At 59.8% G+C, this 19,229-nt stretch carries 17 protein-coding genes; 1 reads left to right on the top strand and 16 read right to left on the bottom strand.

Translation table 11 applies throughout. From position 1 onward, the window contains the following. Nucleotides 1–4 precede the first annotated feature (4 nt). On the bottom strand, nt 5–481 hold the full coding sequence (locus NITLEN_RS03900; RefSeq protein WP_121988250.1) for a GNAT family N-acetyltransferase: 477 nt from the start codon (nt 479–481) through the stop codon (nt 5–7). Continuing rightward, nucleotides 478–1,191, bottom strand: a complete 714-nt coding sequence (locus NITLEN_RS03895; RefSeq protein WP_121988559.1) for a polysaccharide deacetylase family protein — start codon at nt 1,189–1,191, stop codon at nt 478–480. Before NITLEN_RS03895 ends, NITLEN_RS03900 begins: the two co-directional genes overlap by 4 nt. Nucleotides 1,192–1,262: 71 nt before the next feature. On the opposite strand from NITLEN_RS03895, the gene NITLEN_RS03890 reads away from it, so the two are divergent. Next, nucleotides 1,263–2,414: a site-2 protease family protein gene (locus NITLEN_RS03890; protein ID WP_181416619.1), complete on the top strand. Its 1,152-nt coding sequence runs from the start codon at nt 1,263–1,265 to the stop codon at nt 2,412–2,414. 42 nt (nt 2,415–2,456) lie between these two features. On the opposite strand, the gene NITLEN_RS03885 is transcribed toward NITLEN_RS03890, so the two are convergent. The 14 genes from NITLEN_RS03885 to NITLEN_RS03820 all read right to left on the bottom strand — a co-directional run bounded on the left by NITLEN_RS03885 (nt 2,457) and on the right by NITLEN_RS03820 (nt 19,226). Then, complete coding sequence (locus NITLEN_RS03885) at nt 2,457–3,812, bottom strand: hypothetical protein (protein ID WP_121988248.1); 1,356 nt, start codon at nt 3,810–3,812, stop codon at nt 2,457–2,459. A 107-nt stretch (nt 3,813–3,919) separates the two neighbouring features. After that, nucleotides 3,920–4,777 (bottom strand): YihY/virulence factor BrkB family protein, encoded by an 858-nt coding sequence (locus NITLEN_RS03880; protein WP_121988247.1) that lies wholly within the window; start codon nt 4,775–4,777, stop codon nt 3,920–3,922. A 111-nt stretch (nt 4,778–4,888) separates the two neighbouring features. Next, a complete protein-coding gene (locus NITLEN_RS03875; RefSeq protein ID WP_121988246.1) occupies nt 4,889–6,364 on the bottom strand; it encodes an NADH-quinone oxidoreductase subunit N in 1,476 nt (491 codons plus the stop codon). After that, on the bottom strand, nt 6,361–7,926 hold the full coding sequence (locus NITLEN_RS03870; protein ID WP_121988245.1) for an NADH-quinone oxidoreductase subunit M: 1,566 nt from the start codon (nt 7,924–7,926) through the stop codon (nt 6,361–6,363). Before NITLEN_RS03870 ends, NITLEN_RS03875 begins: the two co-directional genes overlap by 4 nt. A 6-nt stretch (nt 7,927–7,932) precedes the next feature. After that, nucleotides 7,933–9,828 (bottom strand): NADH-quinone oxidoreductase subunit L, encoded by a 1,896-nt coding sequence (nuoL, locus tag NITLEN_RS03865; RefSeq protein ID WP_121988244.1) that lies wholly within the window; start codon nt 9,826–9,828, stop codon nt 7,933–7,935. Nucleotides 9,829–9,835: 7 nt separating this feature from the next. Continuing rightward, nucleotides 9,836–10,141 carry an NADH-quinone oxidoreductase subunit NuoK gene (nuoK, locus tag NITLEN_RS03860; protein ID WP_121988243.1) on the bottom strand — a complete coding sequence of 102 codons (306 nt, stop codon included), beginning with the start codon at nt 10,139–10,141 and terminating at the stop codon, nt 9,836–9,838. Then, nucleotides 10,138–10,650, bottom strand: a complete 513-nt coding sequence (locus tag NITLEN_RS03855; RefSeq protein WP_121988242.1) for an NADH-quinone oxidoreductase subunit J family protein — start codon at nt 10,648–10,650, stop codon at nt 10,138–10,140. The genes nuoK and NITLEN_RS03855 overlap by 4 nt, the downstream gene beginning before the upstream one ends. A gap of 100 nt (nt 10,651–10,750) precedes the next feature. Beyond that, a complete protein-coding gene (gene nuoI, locus NITLEN_RS03850; protein WP_121988241.1) occupies nt 10,751–11,311 on the bottom strand; it encodes an NADH-quinone oxidoreductase subunit NuoI in 561 nt (186 codons plus the stop codon). Nucleotides 11,312–11,325: 14 nt separating this feature from the next. Then, nucleotides 11,326–12,402: an NADH-quinone oxidoreductase subunit NuoH gene (gene nuoH, locus NITLEN_RS03845; protein WP_121988240.1), complete on the bottom strand. Its 1,077-nt coding sequence runs from the start codon at nt 12,400–12,402 to the stop codon at nt 11,326–11,328. A gap of 45 nt (nt 12,403–12,447) precedes the next feature. Further along, nucleotides 12,448–15,117 (bottom strand): NADH-quinone oxidoreductase subunit NuoG, encoded by a 2,670-nt coding sequence (nuoG, locus tag NITLEN_RS03840; protein ID WP_121988239.1) that lies wholly within the window; start codon nt 15,115–15,117, stop codon nt 12,448–12,450. A gap of 4 nt (nt 15,118–15,121) precedes the next feature. Further along, nucleotides 15,122–16,429, bottom strand: a complete 1,308-nt coding sequence (gene nuoF, locus NITLEN_RS03835; RefSeq protein WP_121988238.1) for an NADH-quinone oxidoreductase subunit NuoF — start codon at nt 16,427–16,429, stop codon at nt 15,122–15,124. Nucleotides 16,430–16,445: 16 nt separating this feature from the next. Beyond that, nucleotides 16,446–16,970, bottom strand: a complete 525-nt coding sequence (nuoE, locus tag NITLEN_RS03830; protein ID WP_121988558.1) for an NADH-quinone oxidoreductase subunit NuoE — start codon at nt 16,968–16,970, stop codon at nt 16,446–16,448. Between the two features lie 22 nt (nt 16,971–16,992). After that, nucleotides 16,993–18,747, bottom strand: a complete 1,755-nt coding sequence (gene nuoD, locus NITLEN_RS03825; protein WP_245924375.1) for an NADH dehydrogenase (quinone) subunit D — start codon at nt 18,745–18,747, stop codon at nt 16,993–16,995. Further along, complete coding sequence (locus NITLEN_RS03820; RefSeq protein ID WP_121988237.1) at nt 18,747–19,226, bottom strand: NADH-quinone oxidoreductase subunit B; 480 nt, start codon at nt 19,224–19,226, stop codon at nt 18,747–18,749. The genes nuoD and NITLEN_RS03820 overlap by 1 nt, the downstream gene beginning before the upstream one ends. Nucleotides 19,227–19,229 lie beyond the last annotated feature (3 nt).

Here is a 19,229-nt window from a genome sequence, read left to right as displayed (position 1 = left end):
TGAGTCACCCGCCTTTTCTCGCCGGTCCGGCCGTTTTCCGCAGCAACATTTCGGCGCTGCCGGGGATTAAAAAATCAGGCATGGGGCCGATTTCCTGAAACCCATGTTTTTTGTAGAAGGCCCTCGCCGGCGCGTTGAAATCGGATACGCAGGCAAACAGGTTCTTGGTTCTCGCGAAGACCGAGTGCTCCACATGGGCGAGGAGAGCTCCGCCGACGCCGGATTGTCTCGCCCATGGAGCCACTCCGAGCAGCTCCAGATAATCCCCCAGCAAGAATCTTTCCCGGATCAGAGCCACGCCCGCGATTTTGTCAGTCACCAAGGCAACAATCGCGTCGCGCCCTTGGGGGATCGGAGCAAAGATCCGGGTCCAGTCGGTGCTGGTATAGCCGAGGGTCTTCCAGGGGTCGGAGTCCGCCAGGAATTGCACCACGGCGTCGCGGTCGGCGGCTTGCATGGATCTGATGTGGGGTGTGCTCATGGGTTGCGCTGTTTGCAAGCCAACAACTCGCTCACGGTCATAGGTTTCAACGCCTTTCGCGGGAGCACGTCGGTCGTCAGTCGTTCGATCACCGCTCTCGTCTGTTTGCCTTTTCCGTTGGCATGCAGCACCACGATACTGCCGGGCTTGGCGCGCTTCTCAATGCGGGCCAGGATCTGGTCCGCCGTCAGCATCGGATCTGGATCACCGGATTCGATGCTCCATTGGATAAACCGCAGGCCGAGGAGTTTCACGACGTCTATCGTCGTGTCGTTGTATTCGCCGTAAGGTGGGCGAAAGAGTGTGGCGTCATGGGCATAGTGCTCGCTCAGAAGCCGGACCGGAGCGTGAATTTCTTTCTGCTGTTCGCCGGCATTGTGCATCGGCAGATGCGCATGCACCTCGCCGTGGGTGCCGATTTCAAAGAACTCGACCCCCAGCAGTTGTTCCACTTCGGCATCGTGTCTCGCGATCCATTTGCCGGACATGAAGAAGGTGGCGGGGATCTGATGTTGGATCAAATAGTCGACCAGTGCGTGATCGTATCCCGGACTTTTTTTTACGGGGCAGAGATCGAACGTCAGCGCGATTCCCGGGCAGGAAGGCGGACCGGACTTGATGACTTGAGCCATCGTGTCGGAAGGCCGGAATCCTCCCAGACCTCCGATGAGCAGGGCGCTCAGCACCCATGGGAATGCCTTCGGTGACATGGCCTCCAGTATACCTCAAGCCGAGTGAAGATGAATTGACCGCGTGCAGTTCCCGCTGGTACCGTGCAGACATGCAATTCGGTTCCTGGGAAATCGGTCGTGCGCTGGGCATTCCCATTCGGGTCCATGTCTCCTGGTTCCTCGTCTTTTTTCTGGTGACCTCCAGTCTGGCGTCGGGATATTTGCCGGCCAATCTACCCGGATTGTCCGAAGAGCGCTATTGGGCCATGGGGGCTGTTGCGGCGCTGCTGTTGTTCGGATCCGTCCTCCTCCATGAGTTGGGCCATGCCTACGTCGCGTTGACCTATCGGATCGCGATCAGCCAGATCACCCTGTTCATCTTCGGCGGTGTCGCGCAGATGCGAGCGGAGCCGCCGCATCCCCGCGCAGAATTTCTCATCGCCATTGCCGGGCCGGCCGTAAGTGTTGTGCTGGGGGTGGTGTGCTTGGGAGCGGTCGAGCTGGCCGGAATGGCAGGCGAGGCTGCGGGGTGGCGCGGGTTGCTCGTACTTGGCAGCCTGGTGGGGTTTGTGAATTTACAACTCGGCCTATTCAATTTGATTCCAGGGTTCCCGCTGGACGGCGGCCGTGTCTTGCGCGCCGGGCTCTGGGCCTGGGGGAAAGATTTCTATCGCGCGACCGTGCAGGCTTCGTGGGGCGGCTTGGTGTTCGGTGTGTTGTTCGGACTGGCCGGGGTGATCGTCGTGATCGCTGCGCTCAGCGGAGATTTGCCGGGATCGATGGCTTCCGACGGCAGCTGGATTATCCTCGTGGCCACCTTCCTCTTTGCGGCCGCACTGGCCAGTCGCCGGCAGGCCCGCTTGCGTCAGTCCTTGGCGGCCGTTCCCGTTCACGAGCTGATGGTTCGGACGGTCGTGGCTATTCCACCGGATTGTACGGTCGCAGACGCGGTGAATCAGTTCTTTGTCCCGCACGGATACGGAGGCTTTCCGGTCGTGGCAAACGGGGAGCTGGTCGGATTGGTGACCGTGATGGACGTCCAAGCCGTTCCCCAAACGCTCTGGGCGTGGAAGCAGATCGGCCAGATTATGCGCCCCGCGTCGCCCGGGTTAAGGATTGAGCCGAATGTGCCGGTATTGGAGGCGATGCAACGGATGAGTCAGGAGGGGTTGGATCGTTTGGTCGTCGTGCAAGAGGGCCAGGTCACCGGGCTCGTCACCCATTCAGCGATCGTGCACTATCTGCAACTGCACAAAGTGTAACGCCGATCTCTCCGCGACGAGATACGAACGACGCGCCACCGCTCATTCTGAGCGCGCCACGGAGATATTTTGTGCGATGGCGACGCGGATGAGGTGGACGACGAGCAGAAAGCCGTAGACCACACAGAAGAATTTGAAGGTGACGCGATAGGAGTCTATTAAGAGAATGGGCAGGCACAGGGCAAACATAAGGCTGGCGACAAGTGTGACGAAGGTGAGTCGCCGGCAGAATTCATACGACGGTTCTTTCCCGATCGGCTTGAGTGCGCGGGCATACCGTTCCGCGCGTTCGAGGCGGGCCTCGTGCAACACCTCATCCGTCGATCCCCAATAGCGCAGCTTGAAGTAGCCCATCACAATAAAAATCCACGGCAGCGACCAGAGCGGCCAGAACTGCATGCCGGCATAGCTTTCGCTGCTGATGAGTGTCGCATAGGACGGCGCATAGAGCAGGCCGAGGACCAACGGCAGCATGCGCTCATCGCCGGGTGGTTCTTTTGCAGGGCCGCCGTGGATCAACTCCTGCTCAAATAACGGGTAGCCGTACTTGAGCACGACCAGTGCGATCGCCGCGCTCATGGTTTTGTCTGGAATATACCGGACGATGTTCTGTGCCCAGTTCACGACATACCAGCTGATGCTTTCTCCCCATTGCACGCCCAGCATTGCTTCAATGGAACTCCGTACGACGGTTTCCCACTGGAGCACGCGTGCGCTGAGCGCTTCCGCCACCTCCGGGTTCAACGCGAAGACGGCGCGCTCATTCAGCGCTGCCTGTACGAATGTGCCGGGGATGCTCATGACCACTGCTCCGACCAGGCCGAAGCTCAACAAAAACCAGGTATGGGCCAGGGCTGAACTCTTGGCCGTCCGCACGTACTTCTGGAAACCCGGCTGTCTCGCCATGACGCCCCAAAAGAGCGCGCCGGTCATATTCACGAGCGACCAGGGGAAAATGACGACATCGGCGCCGGCTTCCGGATACAGCAGCCAGTTCACAACGGAGTTGGAGAGAAGGGCCACGATGGCTCCCCACCAAGGACCCAAGAGAAATGCGACTAGAGCCGTGCCGGTCATGTCCAGGAACAGAATACTTTCCATATGACGGCTAAGCGTGAGGCCGACATAGTTCAACATGACGCCGGCGGCGACGATCACACTGGTTTCATACAAGAGGAGATAGGACGATCCGCGAAGCGGTTTGGACGAGAAAAAGTCGATGGTGGAGGCTGATTCGGGTACGGCTCGCTCAGGCCTGGGCGAGCCCTTCGTTTCTTTCTTGCCGTGCATGCGGGCTTGAAAGTCGAGAAGCTTTTCGAGAACCGTGAGCAGCGCGGCCACAAAGCCCGCGATGGTTCCGCCCAACATCAACAGTTCTTTGCCGAAGTCGTCCGACATGCCGCTCCCTTGTATAGCCGGAAGCCATTGTATCGAGGAAGAAGAGGATCGCCTAGAAAAAGGCCGGAAGTCGCATGGGTATGCGGGTCGGGTAAAGACCGTCTTGACTAGGCGGTGGCGGATGGAGCTGGTGGAGGCGGAAGGGCTTGAGCCTGCTGCTGGAGTTTGTGGGCCACCACCGCGCCAAAGAGCAACAAGACGGCTGAATAGTAGACCCAGAGCAGCATGAGGACGATTTCCAGGAGTGAACCGTACAGCCGCACATAGACTGTGGCATACCCGCTATAGGTGACGAACAGCAATTTGGCCGACACCCACAGCAGTCCGAATGTCATGCCGCCGATCATCGCTTCGCGCCACGCCGGTCGCCGGCGCGGGACGAGCCGGTACAATGCCGTGACGGCCAAGCACGCCAGTCCGAACGGGACGGTGTAGGTGAGTAGAAAATCATGCGCGGCCAGCGCCACCAAATCCAACCCCCATAGTCGCGGCACGTAGCCGGTGAGGAAGTTGATAATCTGTGTTGCCACGTACGAAACAATCAGGAGCAATCCGGTCGCGCTCAGAGACGCGACTGAAATCGCCGTCGAGATCAGCGGGTGACGTTTCCAGGTACTTTCGAACACGACATTCAACGCGTAGTCTAATTCGTAAAATACCAGCGCGCCGAACCAGGCAAACGACAAAAAGACCGCCCATCGCACGCTCTCCAGCACGCTGATACGGTGCAGCTCTTCGGCTAGGCGCTCACCCAGCGACGGGAGAAAGCCTTTCAGAAAGCTCAGCAGGAACTGCTCGCCGATGACGTCCTGGCTGACCAGGAAACTGATTCCGTACAGCAACAGAAACACCAGCGGAAACAGGGAGAGCAGCGAGAAGAACGCCAACGACGCCGCCAGACTGGCGCAGCCGTGGCGTTGGAAGGCTTTGAGGAGATCGAGAACGAACCGGATAGCTTGCATCATGTTCAGTTCAGGATGCTCGCGATGGTGGATCTGTTGCGGCTTCAGGTGCGTGCGTAGATGAGCCTAGCACGGGTTTGCCGGTGGCGCATCCTATTTGAAGAACAGGAAGCGCTATTTCAATGTGAGGGCGGCCTGGGTTGCCAGGTTCACAATCGGATCGGGATAGAGCCCAAAGAACATCACGCCTGCAATCGCACAGGCCAGGACAATGGAGAGGGCCGGGGACGACACAAACCTGGGCGACAATGCGGTGACCGCTTCCGGCTCCCGCATGTACATCACCATCACGAGCCGCAGGTAGAAGTAGGCCGAGATCGCGGCAAAGACCAGGGCCAGTACCGCCAGCCAGGCGAGTCCCGCATGCACGGCGGACATGAATACGTAGAACTTGCCAATGAAGCCGGCTGTCGGCGGGATGCCGGCCAGCGAAACCATGAAGACCATCATGAGGAGCGCGGCGAACGGGTGGCGTTTGGCCAGGCCGCTGAAGTCTTCAATCTCATCGCCTTCCAGGCCGCCCTTCCGCAGCATCGCAATGATGGCAAAGGCGCCGAAGGTCATGAAGGCGTACAAGGCAATGTAGAGCATGACGCTTGAAATCGCGGACGAGGCTTCAGCCGGAGCCAGGCGGCCGGCGGCCACGATGCCGATCAAGGCATAGCCCGCGTGGGCTATGCTCGAATAGGCGAGCATGCGTTTCACGTTCGTTTGCACCAGCGCGACGATGTTGCCCAGAATCAGCGTTCCGATGCACAGCAGCAGGAACATCAGCGACCAGTTGGCCCGCACGCCGCCGAGTCCTTCGACGAAGACCCGCATGAAGGCGCCGAAGCTGGCGGCTTTTGAGGCCACTGCCATAAAGGCCGTGACGGACGTCGGGGCGCCCTGGTACACATCCGGTGTCCACATGTGGAAGGGCACGACCGCCAGCTTGAAGCTGAACCCCACGGCGATGAGGATGGTGGCGAAGAGGAGCAAGGGGTCGTCCAGGCTCCGCCCCGCGATCGCGGCGGCGATGGCCGAGAGTTGCGTGCTGCCGGCCGAGCCATACAGCAGCGAGATGCCGTAGAGCAGAATGCCGGATGAAAATGCTCCGAGCACGAAGTACTTGGCCGAGGCTTCGAGCGATTTGGCGTCCGCCCGCTTGAGACCCGCCATGACATAGAGGGAGAGGGACATGAGTTCGGTGCCGAGATAGATCGTGAGCAGATCGGCGCCGGAGACCATGACCATCATGCCGGCGAGGGTGAGGAGGATGAACCCGTAGTACTCGCCGAGATAAATGCGTTCTTCTTTCAAGTAGGGGAAGGACAGCAGAATCGTGAGCCCGGTGACGAAATACAGGAGTAGTTTCCAGAAGCAGGAATAATTGTCGATGACCACCAGCCCGCCGAAGGCCGTCGTTGGCGAGCCGAAACTCGCGGCGGTCAATCCCATACAGACGGCCATGGTGCCCAGGCTGAGCCAAGCCAGGCTGTCTTTCTTGGACGGTGGCGTAATCGGGTCCAAGACCAGGATCGCGCAGGCGGCGAAGACGACCAGTAATTCCGGCAGAATGGCGAAGAGATCCTGAGCCGAGAGCATCATGGGCGTGGCGCCTCCGTCGACTGTACGGTCTGCGTGGCCGGAACTGGCTCAACGACCGGGGTGACCTGACCGGTTGAGGTCGGAGACTCTTGCGGTCCGTGCGTCGCGCGGGCCACGACATTCGTGACCGAGGCATGCATACGGCTCAGAATCGGATTGGGAAATAGACCGATCCAGAAGACCAATACGACGAGCGGAATCAGTGTCGCCATCTCGCGCCGAGTAAGATCGGTCAGTTTGGGTAACTGGTGAGGCGACGGCACGCCGAACGCGACACGCTGAACCATCCACAGCATGTAGGCCGCGGCGAGGATGATCCCCAGCGAGGCGAGGGCTGCTGCGATCTTGCTCCACAGGAAGGTGCCGACCAAGATCAAGAACTCTCCCACGAAACTGTTGGTGCCCGGAAGGCCCAGCGAAGAGAGGGAGAAAATCACCAGCAGCGTCGCATACTGGGGCATCGGTTTCGTCAGCCCGACATTGTCGGCGATCTGCCGGCTATGGGTCCGTTCATAGATCACGCCGACGCAGAGGAAGAGGCCGCCGGTGGTGATCCCGTGGTTCACCATCTGCATCACCGCGCCTTCGATGCCTTGCTGATTGAACATGAACAGGCCGAGCGTCACAAAGCCCATGTGGCTCACGCTGGAGTAGGCGATGAGTTTCTTCAGGTCCGCCTGGGCCAGCGCCATATAGGCGCCGTACACAATCGCGATGATCGAGAGGGCCACGATCATGGGCGTGAAATCCTTGGACGCATCCGGCAGCATGGGCAGGCTGAATCGCAGAAAGCCATAGGTGCCCATCTTCAGCAGGACGCTCGCGAGGATCACACTGCCGGCGGTCGGCGCTTCGACGTGGGCGTCCGGCAACCAGGTGTGGAACGGGAACATCGGGACCTTTACCGCGAAGGCGGCAAAGAACGCGATGAAGAGCCAGAACTGGAGTCTGGGTGAATAGGCCTGCTGGCTGAGTTGCACGATGTCGAAGGTGTGGCCGCCCTGGAAATAGAGCGCCAGAATCGCGACCAGCAGCAGGATACTGCCTGCCAGTGTGTACAAGAAGAACTTGATGGCGGCATACAGCCGATTGGGTCCGCCCCAGACGCCGATGAGCAGATACATCGGGATCAGCATCGCTTCCCAGAACACGTAGAACAGGACGAAATCCAATGCCGAGAAGACGCCGATCATCGCGGCTTCCATAACGAGCAGCGTGGCCATGAAGCTGCTGACCCGCGTGGTGATCGAGCGCCAGGAAATCGCGACGCAGAGGGGCATGAGTACGGCCGTCATCAGGACGAGCGGCAGGCTGATCCCGTCCAGGCCCAGATGGTAATGAATGGACGGCGACGTGATCCAGACCACATTCTCGGTAAACTGCATCTGGCTCGATGAGGCGTCGAACAGCCACCAGAGGGGGAGGGCGAGCAGCAGGTCAGCGACCGTGATCCCGAGCGCCACCATCCGGACGCTGGTCTCTTTCACAAAGAACAGCGCCGCCGCGCCGGCCAGCGGCAAGAAGATCAGGAATGTCAGCCAGGGAAATCCGCCCGATTGCATAGGACCTCAGAACACCAAAAAGACTGTCATGAGAATGACCAGGCCGAAGGCCATCGCAAGCGCATAGTGCTGCGTCTGACCGCTTTGGACCAGGCGCAACAGCCATCCGCTCCAGGCGATCCCGCGTGCGATCCCGTTCACCGCGCCGTCGATCACGGCCACATCGATTCGCTTCCACATGTCGGCGGCTACGGCAAAGGTCGGCTTCACGAACGCGCGGTCATAGGCCTCGTCCACATACCACTTATTCAATGAGCCTTCGTACAACGTCTTCCATCGGACGGCGAATTGATCCGGCAACTGTGGGTTCAACACGTAGAGATAGTAGGCTCCGGCAATCCCCGTCAGGCCCATGAGAGTCGCGACGATCATGATGACCAGTCCGGCATCCCCATGATGGGCTGCGGCGGATCCGCCGTGGGCAAACACCGGTTCAAGAAATTCGGGGATCCCGACGTACCCGGCCGCGATGCTCAAGACCGCCAGTACGATCAGCGGAAAGGTCATCGTGCTCGACGGCTCATGCACGTGCTTAGCGTGTTTCTTATCGACGTGGGAGGGGCCCCAGAAGGTGACGAAGACCAGCCTGAAGCTGTAGAACGCGGTCATCAGGGCGGTCAGCAACCCCAGCACGGTGAGCACTTGTCCAAGCGGGCCGGATGACCAGGAGGAGATCAGCAGATCGTCCTTGCTGAAGAAACCGGCGGTCAACGGGAATCCGGCCAGCGCCAGTGAGCCGATGATGAAGGTCCAGTAGGTTACGGGGAGCTTACTCTTCAAGCCGCCCATGCGACGCATGTCTTGCTCGTGGTGCAGCGCGATGATCACGGACCCGCAACCCAGGAAGAGCAACGCCTTGAAGGCGCCGTGCGTGAGCAGGTGATACATGCCGGCGCTGTACGCGCCGAGGCCGCAGGCCATGACCATATAGCCGAGTTGGCTGACGGTCGAGTAGGCGACCACGCGTTTGATGTCAGTTTGCGTCATGGCGATGGTGGCACCGAGCACCATCGTGGCCGCCCCCACCAGTGCGACGACAGTCATCGCGGTCGGCGACAAATTATAGAGGGGAGCCAGCCTGGCTACCATGAAGACGCCGGCGGTCACCATTGTGGCGGCATGGATCAACGCGGAGATGGGGGTCGGGCCTTCCATCGCATCCGGCAGCCAGACATGCAACGGCACCTGTGCCGATTTGCCGACGGCTCCGGTAAACAACAGCAGACAGATGACGGTGAACACCGACACATTCCAGGTGCCGCCGAAGGGGCCCAACAGGTTCATCGTTAGATTGGCCGTCTCAAGGGCCGCAGGAAAAATATCCAGATAATTCAGCGAACCGAAGGAGTACCAGACGAGCAGGAGGCCCAGCATGAAGCCGAAGTCTCCCACGCGATTGACGAGAAACGCTTTGGTCGCGGCGGCGCAGGCCGGGGCGCGTTCGTACCAATGGCCGATCAAGAGATACGAGCAGAGTCCGACCGCTTCCCAGAAGACGAACAGTTGCAGCAGATTGTCGGCCAGCACCAACATCAGCATTGAAAAGGTAAACAGTGCGATGTAGCTGAAAAATCTCGCGTAGCCCGGTTCTCCATGCATGTAGCCGATGGTGTAGATGTGGACCAGGGAACTGACGGTCGTGACCAACAGGAGCATTACGACGGTCAGCCGATCCAAATAGAGGCCGATGTGGATATCGAGGTTGCCGGACGTCAGCCAGGTATAGAGCGGCTGGTTGATCGGGGCGCCCTGGGCGACTTCAGAAAAAGCGAACAGGGATAGAAGCCAGGACAGAACCACCGCCGGCACGGCGACGAGGTGCGCGCGGTCCTTGATACGGTTGCCGGCCAGACCCAGGATGAGAAAGGCAGCCAGCGGGAACAATGGAATCAGCGCATACATCGTCGAGTTACCACTTCAACAGATTGAACTGTTCTACGTTGATCGTGTCTTTGGACCGGTGCAGGGCGATGATGATTGCCAATCCGACCGCGACTTCGGCGGCTGCCACGGTGAGGGTGAAAAAGACAAAGACCTGTCCGCCCAGATCGTGCAGATGTTCGGAGAAGGCCACGAAGTTGATATTCGTGGCGTTCAACATCAATTCCACCGACAGCAGAATCGCGATGATATTGCGGCGAATGAGCACGCCCACCAATCCCGTCAGAAAGACGATGGCGCTCAAGACCAGATAGTAGGTAATCGGAACGGTCATAACGCGGGTGTCTCCGGGACTTCTCGCTTCGCCAGGACAATGGCGCCGATCATGGCCACCAAGAGGATGAGCGAGGCTACTTCAAACGGGAACAAGTACGTTGAAAACAGTGTTTCTCCGATCGCCAGCGTATTGTCCCCGGTTTCCATATCGATGCGCGGCAAGGCCGCGGGCGGGGCGGACAGGCTGCCGGCCAAGAGCACCAGAAATTCGATAAGCAACGGCCCACCGACAAATGCGGCTGCGCGCCATTGGCTATGGTAGCGGTCGTCGCGATGGAGATTGAGGAGCATGACGACGAAGAGGTAGAGGACCAGGATGGCGCCGGCATACACAATGACCTGAACGGCCGCCAGAAATTCGGCGTGCAGCGTCACGTAGAGCCCCGCGACGTGGAAGAACATGATGAGCAGCGAGAGCGCGCTGTAAATCGGGTTTCTGAACGCCACGACGAATACTGCCGTGAGGGCGATCACGCCGGCGAAATATCCGAAGAACAAGTGCTCCACGTCGTTTCCTCTAGGGCCGTGCCTTGTCGTATGACGGGCATGGATTTATCACTGTCCGGTCTCTCCGTCGGGGAAGTCGGACCCCATCAACGGTCCGGCCTCAATTCGGTTTCTGCGGCACGTGCTTGAACGCCACATTAAAGAAGGCGACGTTCTGGTGCTGGAGTTCCAGGCGTTTCTCACGAACGGGGAACGACCGGTCGCCGATGGCGAGCAGCTGTTGTTTGTTCAATTGGAGGTCGCGCTTATCGTAGACCGCCCACTCGAACTCCCTGGTCATGCCGAGGGCATCGACCGGGCAGGCATCGACGCACATCCCGCAAAACAGGCAGCGGGTCATGTTCATGGAATACTCTTTGGAGTAGCGCTTCGTCGGCTCACCAGGAATTTCCGCGCTCACGACGCGAATTACGCGCGACGGACAGGCCGCTTCGCAGAGGTCGCAGCCGACGCACTTCTCCGTCCCATCGTCGTAGCGCAGGAGTGCGAGCATGCCGCGATAGTTATCCGGCAAGGTCCGTTTCTCGTGCGGGTATTGCAGCGTGATGGGCTTGTAGTGAATGAGATGCGACATCGTGGCTTTCATCCCGACCAGGAGTTCATAGAACGTGATGGTCTTGAGCCAGCCGAGGAAGCGCTCTGTTGTCGTTGCTTGGGCCATTGGGTTCGCCGGTCTTACTTGAACTGGTTATAGATGTACATGGCGATGGCGGTCACGACGATGTTAGCCAACGCGATCGGGAGCATGACCTTCCAGCCGAACTTCATCAATTGATCGTAGCGCAACCGCGGCAGCGTCGCGCGCAGCCAGAAAAATAGAAACAGAAACCCGTACACTTTCACTGTGAACCAGGCCACCCCTTCGATCCAGGCGAAGGACTCCAGGCCGATATGCGCGAGAATGGTGCCTGGATAAGGCGCATTCCATCCGCCGAGGAACAGGGCTGCGGCGACGCAGGAGACCAACACCATGTTGGCGTATTCCGCGATGAAGAAAAAAGCGAAGCGCATGCCGCTGTATTCGGTGAAGAATCCGGCCACCAGTTCGCTTTCGGCTTCAGGCAGGTCGAAGGGGACGCGGTTCGTTTCCGCAACGGCTGAAATCACATAGACGACGAAGGCGAAGATCTGCGGAGCCGGGAAGGCGAATACGTACCAATGCCAGAAGCCGCCCGCCTGAGCGTCGGTGATCTTCACCAGGCTGAGCGAGCCGGACATGATCAGGACGCCTACGATGGCCAAGCCGACGTTCAATTCGTAGCTGATGATCTGCGCGGCCGACCGCAGTCCGCCCAGCAGCGAGTATTTGCTGTTCGACGCCCAGCCGCCCAGGATGATGCCGTAGGCGCCGATCGAGGCAAAGGCCAGGATATAGAGTACGCCGATATTGATATCGCTGATGACGAAGGGCGTGATGGTCATCCCGAATACCTGGATGGTTTCACTCGGGCCGAAGGGAATGACCGCAAAGCCGATTAACGCAGGCACCATCGCCAGAATCGGCGCGAGGCTGAACATGAACTTGTTGGCGCCGGCCGGAACGATGTCTTCTTTGAAGAAGAGTTTCAGACCGTCGGCGATCGGCTGCAGAATGCCGTAGGGGCCGACTTCCATGGGGCCCATCCGATCCTGCATCCATCCGAGCACTTTTCGCTCGGCGAGCGTCAGAATCATCACGGTGAGCATCACAATGCCCATGACCGCGGCGATTTGTGCGAGCGAGACAGCAAGACGCAAGCTGAGTTCAGTCACGATGACACCCCTGGATTAGCGACCGTCAACATCGACACGATTTTCTCACGACACTTTCACCATAGAGACCGAGGTCGTCCGGATGTACGGCACCTTGGTCTCGGTATCTATGACACAGGCGAACAGGTTGTTCACTTCCTGACTGAAATGGTCTGGGAACCAAGCGTGGCCTTCCGGCACCCGGTCCGCGACTTTTACTTCCGCGGTGACCTCGCCCTGTGAATTCGAGAGGCGGACACGGTTGCCGTCGACGAGGGCGAAGCGGGTCGCATCGCGTGGGCTGATGCGCAGCGAACTGCGGCCTTCGATTTGGATCAACCCTTTCGACTTAGTGGACAGCTTGCCGGAATGGAACAAGCTCTGCACGAGTTCAATCTGTACGGTTCCGTCGGGACGGGACGGCGTGCGCGGCATCTGATAGCGCTCGGCGAGATCGCGTTCAAAGCCTTGACTGAGATAGCGATCGATCGCTGCGCGATCGACTTTTACGGGAAGCGGAGCCGGTCCTAACGATCCGTATCCCGGGATGAGGCTGCGGATCTCCTTCAGGATCTCGCGGCTGTCGCTATAATCCAGCGGTGCGCCGAGCAGCTCCGAGAGGGCCGAGAAGATTTCCCAATCAGGACGGGCTTCGCCGACCGGCTCGACGGTTTGCCGAACGGCCTGGACGAGGCCTTCCGTATTGGTAAAGGTGCCGTCTTTTTCGAGCGACGAACAGACCGGCAGGACCACATGGGCCAGGGCGGCGGTATCCGTCAAGAAAAGCTCCTGGCAGACCAGCAGGTCCAACGCGTCGAGCGATTCGCGTACTTCTAACGGAGCCGGCAGGCTGGCCAGGGGGTTCTCTCCGACAATGAACATGGCTTTGATCTGGCCTGATTTGGCGCGGGCCAGCATCTCAACCAGCGCCACGCCCTCGGTTGCCGGCGGCGCTTCTTTCCAGATATCCAGGACTCGGTCTCGTCCGGCACGATCGCCCGTTTCGACGGGGCCCGGTAGGAATTCGGCGACCGCGCCCATTTCGATTGCGCCCTGGTCGTTGTTTTCTTCCGTCAGCGGAGCCAGCCCGCAGCCCGGCTGATCGAGTTTGCCCAGGAGGAGTAGCAGGTCCAGCAGATTCATGGCGCCGGCATAGCCCTGGTCACTGCGTAAGAGGCCCTGTCCAGTGACGACGACGACGCGTTTCCCTGTGGCCAGCGCCTGCGCGGCGGCGACATAGGCTTCCTGGCCGGACCCTGTTGCGGCTTGGATGTCCTGCCAGGGGAGTGTTTGCAGGCGAGCGGTGACGGCGGTCACAAAGGGTGAACGTAGTTGGGTCAGATCGGCGGTGACCAGGTTCTGTTCGACGACCGCTTTCTGCAGGCCGAGGATGGCGGTGCGGAACAGCGTAGGCGAGACGCAGAAATGGTGCTGCGACAGATTCGCGATGTTACTGATCGTGCCGATCGCCGGCCGCAGCGATTCCACGGTGATGAGAGTCGCCTGGCGTTTCTTGACGGCTTCTTTGATGGCGAGGCCGGTGATGGGATTCGTTTCCGTGATGTTCGTCCCCACCAGCAACAGCACGTCGGCGGCTTCGAGATCCTCGAAGGTCACGGTCCAGCGGTGGGTGCCCTGCACCCGGCGCATGGCCTGCGCACTGTTCATCTGCCCGTACCGGGCGCTGCTGTCGAGATGGTTGGTGCCGAGGGTCAGCCGCATGAATTTCTGGAAAAGATAGAGCTCCTCATTCGTGCAGCGGCCCGTAATCAGGCCTCCGAATGCCTGGCCGCCGTGCGCTTGTTTGATCCCGCTGGCTTGTTCGGCGATGAACTCCAGCGCTTCTTCCCAGGTGGTTTGCACCAGGGTGCCGTTTTTGCGGATCAAGGGATGCGTGAGCCGCTCAGGATGGCTGGTGGCGTGAAAGCCGAAGAACCCTTTAGCGCAGAGGTCGCCGTTGTTGCGTCCGGCGCCGTAGGCAGAGTTCACTTCGATCAACTCATTGTCTTTAGTCTGGACGGTGAGTTGGCAGCCGTCGCCGCAATAGCCGCAGATCGTCTCGGCGCGTTTCAGCATCCAGGGACGGTATTCATACATGGACAGGCGGCTGGTGATCGCGCCGACCGGACAGATCTGCACGCAGCCTCCGCAGAACTCACAGTCCAATGGATGGGCGCCGAAATGCTTGATCTCCGTCATCGTCCCGCGGCCGACCGGGGCGAGGGCCTTCACGTCCATCACTTCGTCGCAGTACCGGACGCAGCGGAGGCATTGGACGCAGCGATTCATCTGGGTTTCGATCAATGGGCTGAAATATTCTTTCTGGAAAATGCGCTTGGTTTCGGCGAACCGGCTCGTGGTGGCGGTGTACTGATGGGAGAAGTCCTGGAGGTCGCATTTGCCGCCCTGGTCGCAGACCGGGCAGTCCAGCGGATGATTCGCGAGAATGAATTCCAGGACGGATTTATGGGCGTCGTTCACAACCGTCGTGGCCGTCCGGACGCTCATGCCCTCGGTGACCGGCGTGCTGCAAGCCGTTTGCAGCTTGGGCATCTTTTCGACTTCGACCAAACACATGCGGCAGTTGGCGTCCGGCTTGAGCTTGGGGTGATAGCAGAAGTGCGGAATCATCGCGCCCACACGCCGCGCAGCTTCAATCAGCAAGGTGCCTTTCGGCACGCTGATCGTGTGGCCGTCGATCGTGACTCGAACTGTTTCCGCTGGCGTATTCGGCATAATGTCAGTGCCTGGTTCCCACGGACTCCGGGCGGATCAAGTTCGCCGCCTCTGCTTCCTGAATGAGCGTCACGTATTCATGCCGCCAGTGCTTCAATGTGCTCATGATCGGCGCGACCTCGGCATCACCGAAGGCGCACACTGTGCGGCCGGCGATGTTCTTGCACAGATCTGTCAGCGTTTCAAGGTCCTGCATTTGGCCGCGCTTGGCCATAATCCGGCGCATCGTCTGGACGAGCCAGGAGCTGCCTTCGCGGCAGGGACTGCACTTGCCGCAGGACTCGTGATAGAAAAATTCCATCAGCCGGAGGGCGGCCCAGACCATGCTGGTGCCTTCTTCCATGACCGTGACACCGCCGGAGCCGAGCATCGACCCGGCTGCCGCGACTGATTCAAAATCTAGCTTCACATCCAGGTGACTGGGCGTGAGGAACGGGGCCGACGCTCCGCCAGGGATAAACGCTTTCATCGGCTTGTCCGAACGCATCCCTCCGGCATGTTCGAAGACCAGGTCGCGCACGGTTACACCCATCGGCAATTCATAGTTCCCGGGACGCTTCACATGGCCGCTGACGCAGAAGACCCGCGTGCCGGTGCTCTTGGGAGGCGAGCCGATGGAGGCAAACCACTCGGGCCCGCGGGAAAGAATGTGCGGGAGATTGGCCAGCGTCTCCACGTTGTTGACGACCGTCGGTTTGTTGTAGAGGCCATGGGTCGCCGGGAACGGCGGCTTGACCCGCGGCAGGCCCCGCTTCCCCTCCAGCGATTCAAGCAGCGCCGTTTCTTCTCCGCAGATGTAGGCGCCGGCGCCGCGATGGACCCAAACATCTACCGTCACGCCGGTTCCAAAGATGTTCTGGCCGATGTATCCGGCGGCACGGGCTTCTCCGATGGCGTGCTCCAGAATCTTGGAGCCGAGGACCATTTCGCCACGGATGTAAATGTAGGCGGACTGGGCGCCGATGGCATAGCAGGCCAGCACAATGCCTTCGAGGACCTGGTGCGGATCCCGCTCCATGAGTTGCCGGTCCTTGAAGGTCCCCGGTTCGCTCTCGTCGGCATTGCAGCAGAGGTACCGCGGGCCTTGATAATCCTTCGGGAGAAATCCCCACTTCACGCCGGTCGGGAAGCCTGCGCCGCCCCGGCCGCGCAGGCCGGACTTCATGACCGTGGCCGTGACGTCGGTCGGCGCCAGCTTGGTGAGTGCGTTGCGCAAGGCTTGATAGCCGCCGGTCTTTTCGTAGTCCGCCAACGACCCGGTGTATCCGGGCTGCATCATGTTTTTCAGAAGGACGAGTTCGTGTTTCGGCATAGTGTGTTCGAGACGTTTATCGCGTCGATTCCGGCCACATGTAGGGGCCGCTTTTCAACGGGCTGGTTCCGGTGGTCCGGAGATCCGCCAGGATCTTCTCCACCTTCTCTTCCGTCAGTCGTTCATAATAATCGTCGTTGATCTGCATCATCGGCGCGGTGCCGCAGGCCGCCAGGCATTCGACGGCGGTCAGTGTAAACAGCCCGTCGGCCGTCGTTTCGCCGGGAGCGATTCCGAGCTTGGTCTTGATCCAGCCGATGACGGTGTCCGATCCGACCAGCGCGCACATAAGGGATTTGCACACCTGGATATGGTGTGTGCCGACCTTCTTGAGGTTCAGCATCGTATAGAAGGTCGCGGTCTCATAGACCTGCGGCGGCGTCAGCTTCAGCAGGCCGGCGATCTCCGTCATGGCCGCTTCCGTGATGTAGCCCGGTTCACGCTGCGCTAGGTACAACAGCGGAATCAGTGCGGAGCGCTTCACCGGATAGCGGGACAGGATCTCCGCAATTTCGTCCTTATATTTCTCTGATAGTGTCATGCCGTTGATCGTCTCTCGCTCGTTACCGGTCACACTCGCCCATCACGATGTCATAGGAACCGAAGATCGTGATGATGTCGGAAATCAAGTATCCTCGGGCCATATGATCGAAGGCGCCCATATGGATGAAGGAGGGGGAGCGGATCTTCAATCGGTAGGGACGGGGACTCCCGTCGCTGATGATGAAGAATCCCAACTCGCCCTTCGGAGCTTCGGTGGCGCAATAAGTTTCGCCTTTCGGCGGCTTGAAGCCCTGCGTGAAAATAATGAAATGATGAATCAGGCTTTCCATATCCCGCATCACTTGCTGCTTGGGCGGCGGGATGTATTGCGGCACGTCCGCCATGATGGGCCCTTCAGGCATCTGATCCAGGCACTGTGCAATGATCCTGGCGCTCTGTCGCATTTCCTCCATCCGGACCCAGTACCGGTCGTAGGTGTCGCCATGTTTCCCGAGCGGCACGTCCCACTCCACCTTGTCGTACACTCCGTACGGTTCCAGCTTGCGAATATCGTAGTTGACTCCGGAGCCGCGCAAGGTGGGGCCGGTGAGGCCGAAATTGATCGCGTCTTCTCCGGAGATCACGGCCACATTTTTCGTGCGCCCGACCCAGATGCGGTTGGATGCGATGAGCGAATCATATTCGGAGACTCTCTGCGGGAACGTGCTCAGGAATGTGCGCAGCCGCTGGACCAGCTCCGGCGTGAAGTCGCTGTCGACTCCGCCGATCCGGTAATAATTGAGCGTCAGGCGGGCGCCGCAGAGCTGCTCGAAAAGATCAAGAAGGATCTCGCGCTCGCGGAAGGTCCAGAAAAAGACGGTCATGGCTCCGATGTCGAGCGCCTGCGTGCCCAGCCAGAACAGGTGGCCGATGATGCGCTGCATCTCCGCCACCAGCGTGCGGATGTATTCGGCGCGCTCCGGCACAGTGATGTCGAGCAGCTTTTCCACGGCCCGGACGTAAGCGTAATTGTTGGCCATGGCGCAGACGTAATCGAGCCGGTCGGTATGCGGAATAATCTGCATATACGCCAGGCCCTCGGCCAGCTTTTCGACGCCGCGGTGGAGATAGCCGAGATCCGGGGTCGCCTTAACAATCCGTTCGCCGTCGAGTTCGAGCACGACGCGCAACACGCCGTGCGTGCTGGGGTGTTGCGGTCCCATGTTCAAGAGCAGTTCTTCCCGCCGCCGCGATCCAGGGGCGACATCCGTGGAGATAAACGGCTTCTTTTCCGTTTCCGAATACTCGCCGTCAGTCATCTCCTCCGGCGCTTCGTCGAGGCGCGGAATAAAGTCGAACTGGCTGCGCCAGCCACGGCCCTCCGTGGGGAAATCTTTCCGAAGCGGATAGCCTTCGGCATAGTCTTCCGGCATGAGGATCCGGCGGAGGTCCGGATGTCCGGTAAAGATGATGCCCATCATGTCGAACACTTCCCGCTCAAGGAACTCCGCGCCGCGCCACACGCTCGTGACCGAAGGGATCGAAGGATTATCTTCGGTGACGCGGGCTTTTACGCGGATCCGGCGGCCATGCGGCAGTGACAGCAAATGATAAATTACTTCAAACCGGGTCTGGTCCGCGGGGTAGTCCGCGGAGCAGATATCGGTAATATGGTTGAAGGCCATCTCGGGCGCGTCGTGCAGGTAGCGGGCGACCGCGAGCATATCCGTCGCGCGCACCTGGGCGGCCATCTCACCGCGGCCGGTGTCGAGATCGACGGAGAGGACGGCGTCCGGAAATTGTTTCACGAGCCTGTCGGCCAGCGCTTGCAACATTACTTCACGAACACCTTTTCGCGTTGAATTTTCTCTTGGAGTTTCAGCAGCCCGTCCATCAAGGCTTCTGGCCGCGGCGGGCAGCCCGGCACATACACATCCACCGGAATGATTTGATCGACGCCTTGCACCACCGCATAGCTGTTGTAGTGATTGCCGGAGGTGGCGCAGGAACCCATCGAAATCACATAGCGCGGCTCGGGCATCTGATCGTAGATCCGGCGGATCACGGGGGCCATCTTGCGTGTGACGGTGCCGGCGATGATCATCAGATCCGATTGGCGCGGAGACGCGCGGAACACGCCGGCGCCGAACCGATCGAGGTCGTAGCGGGATGACACGCTGGCGATCATCTCGATCGCGCAGCAGGCGAGACCGAAGGTCATAGGCCAGAGGGCCGACTTGCGCGCCCAGTTCACGACGGCATCCAGATTCGTCGTGAGGATATTGGCTTCGAATTGTCGTTCTAGAAAGCTCACAGT

Origin of the sequence: Nitrospira lenta, from assembly GCF_900403705.1 — a bacterium.
GTDB lineage: Bacteria > Nitrospirota > Nitrospiria > Nitrospirales > Nitrospiraceae > Nitrospira_D > Nitrospira_D lenta.
This window is presented reverse-complemented; position numbering and strand designations above follow the sequence as displayed.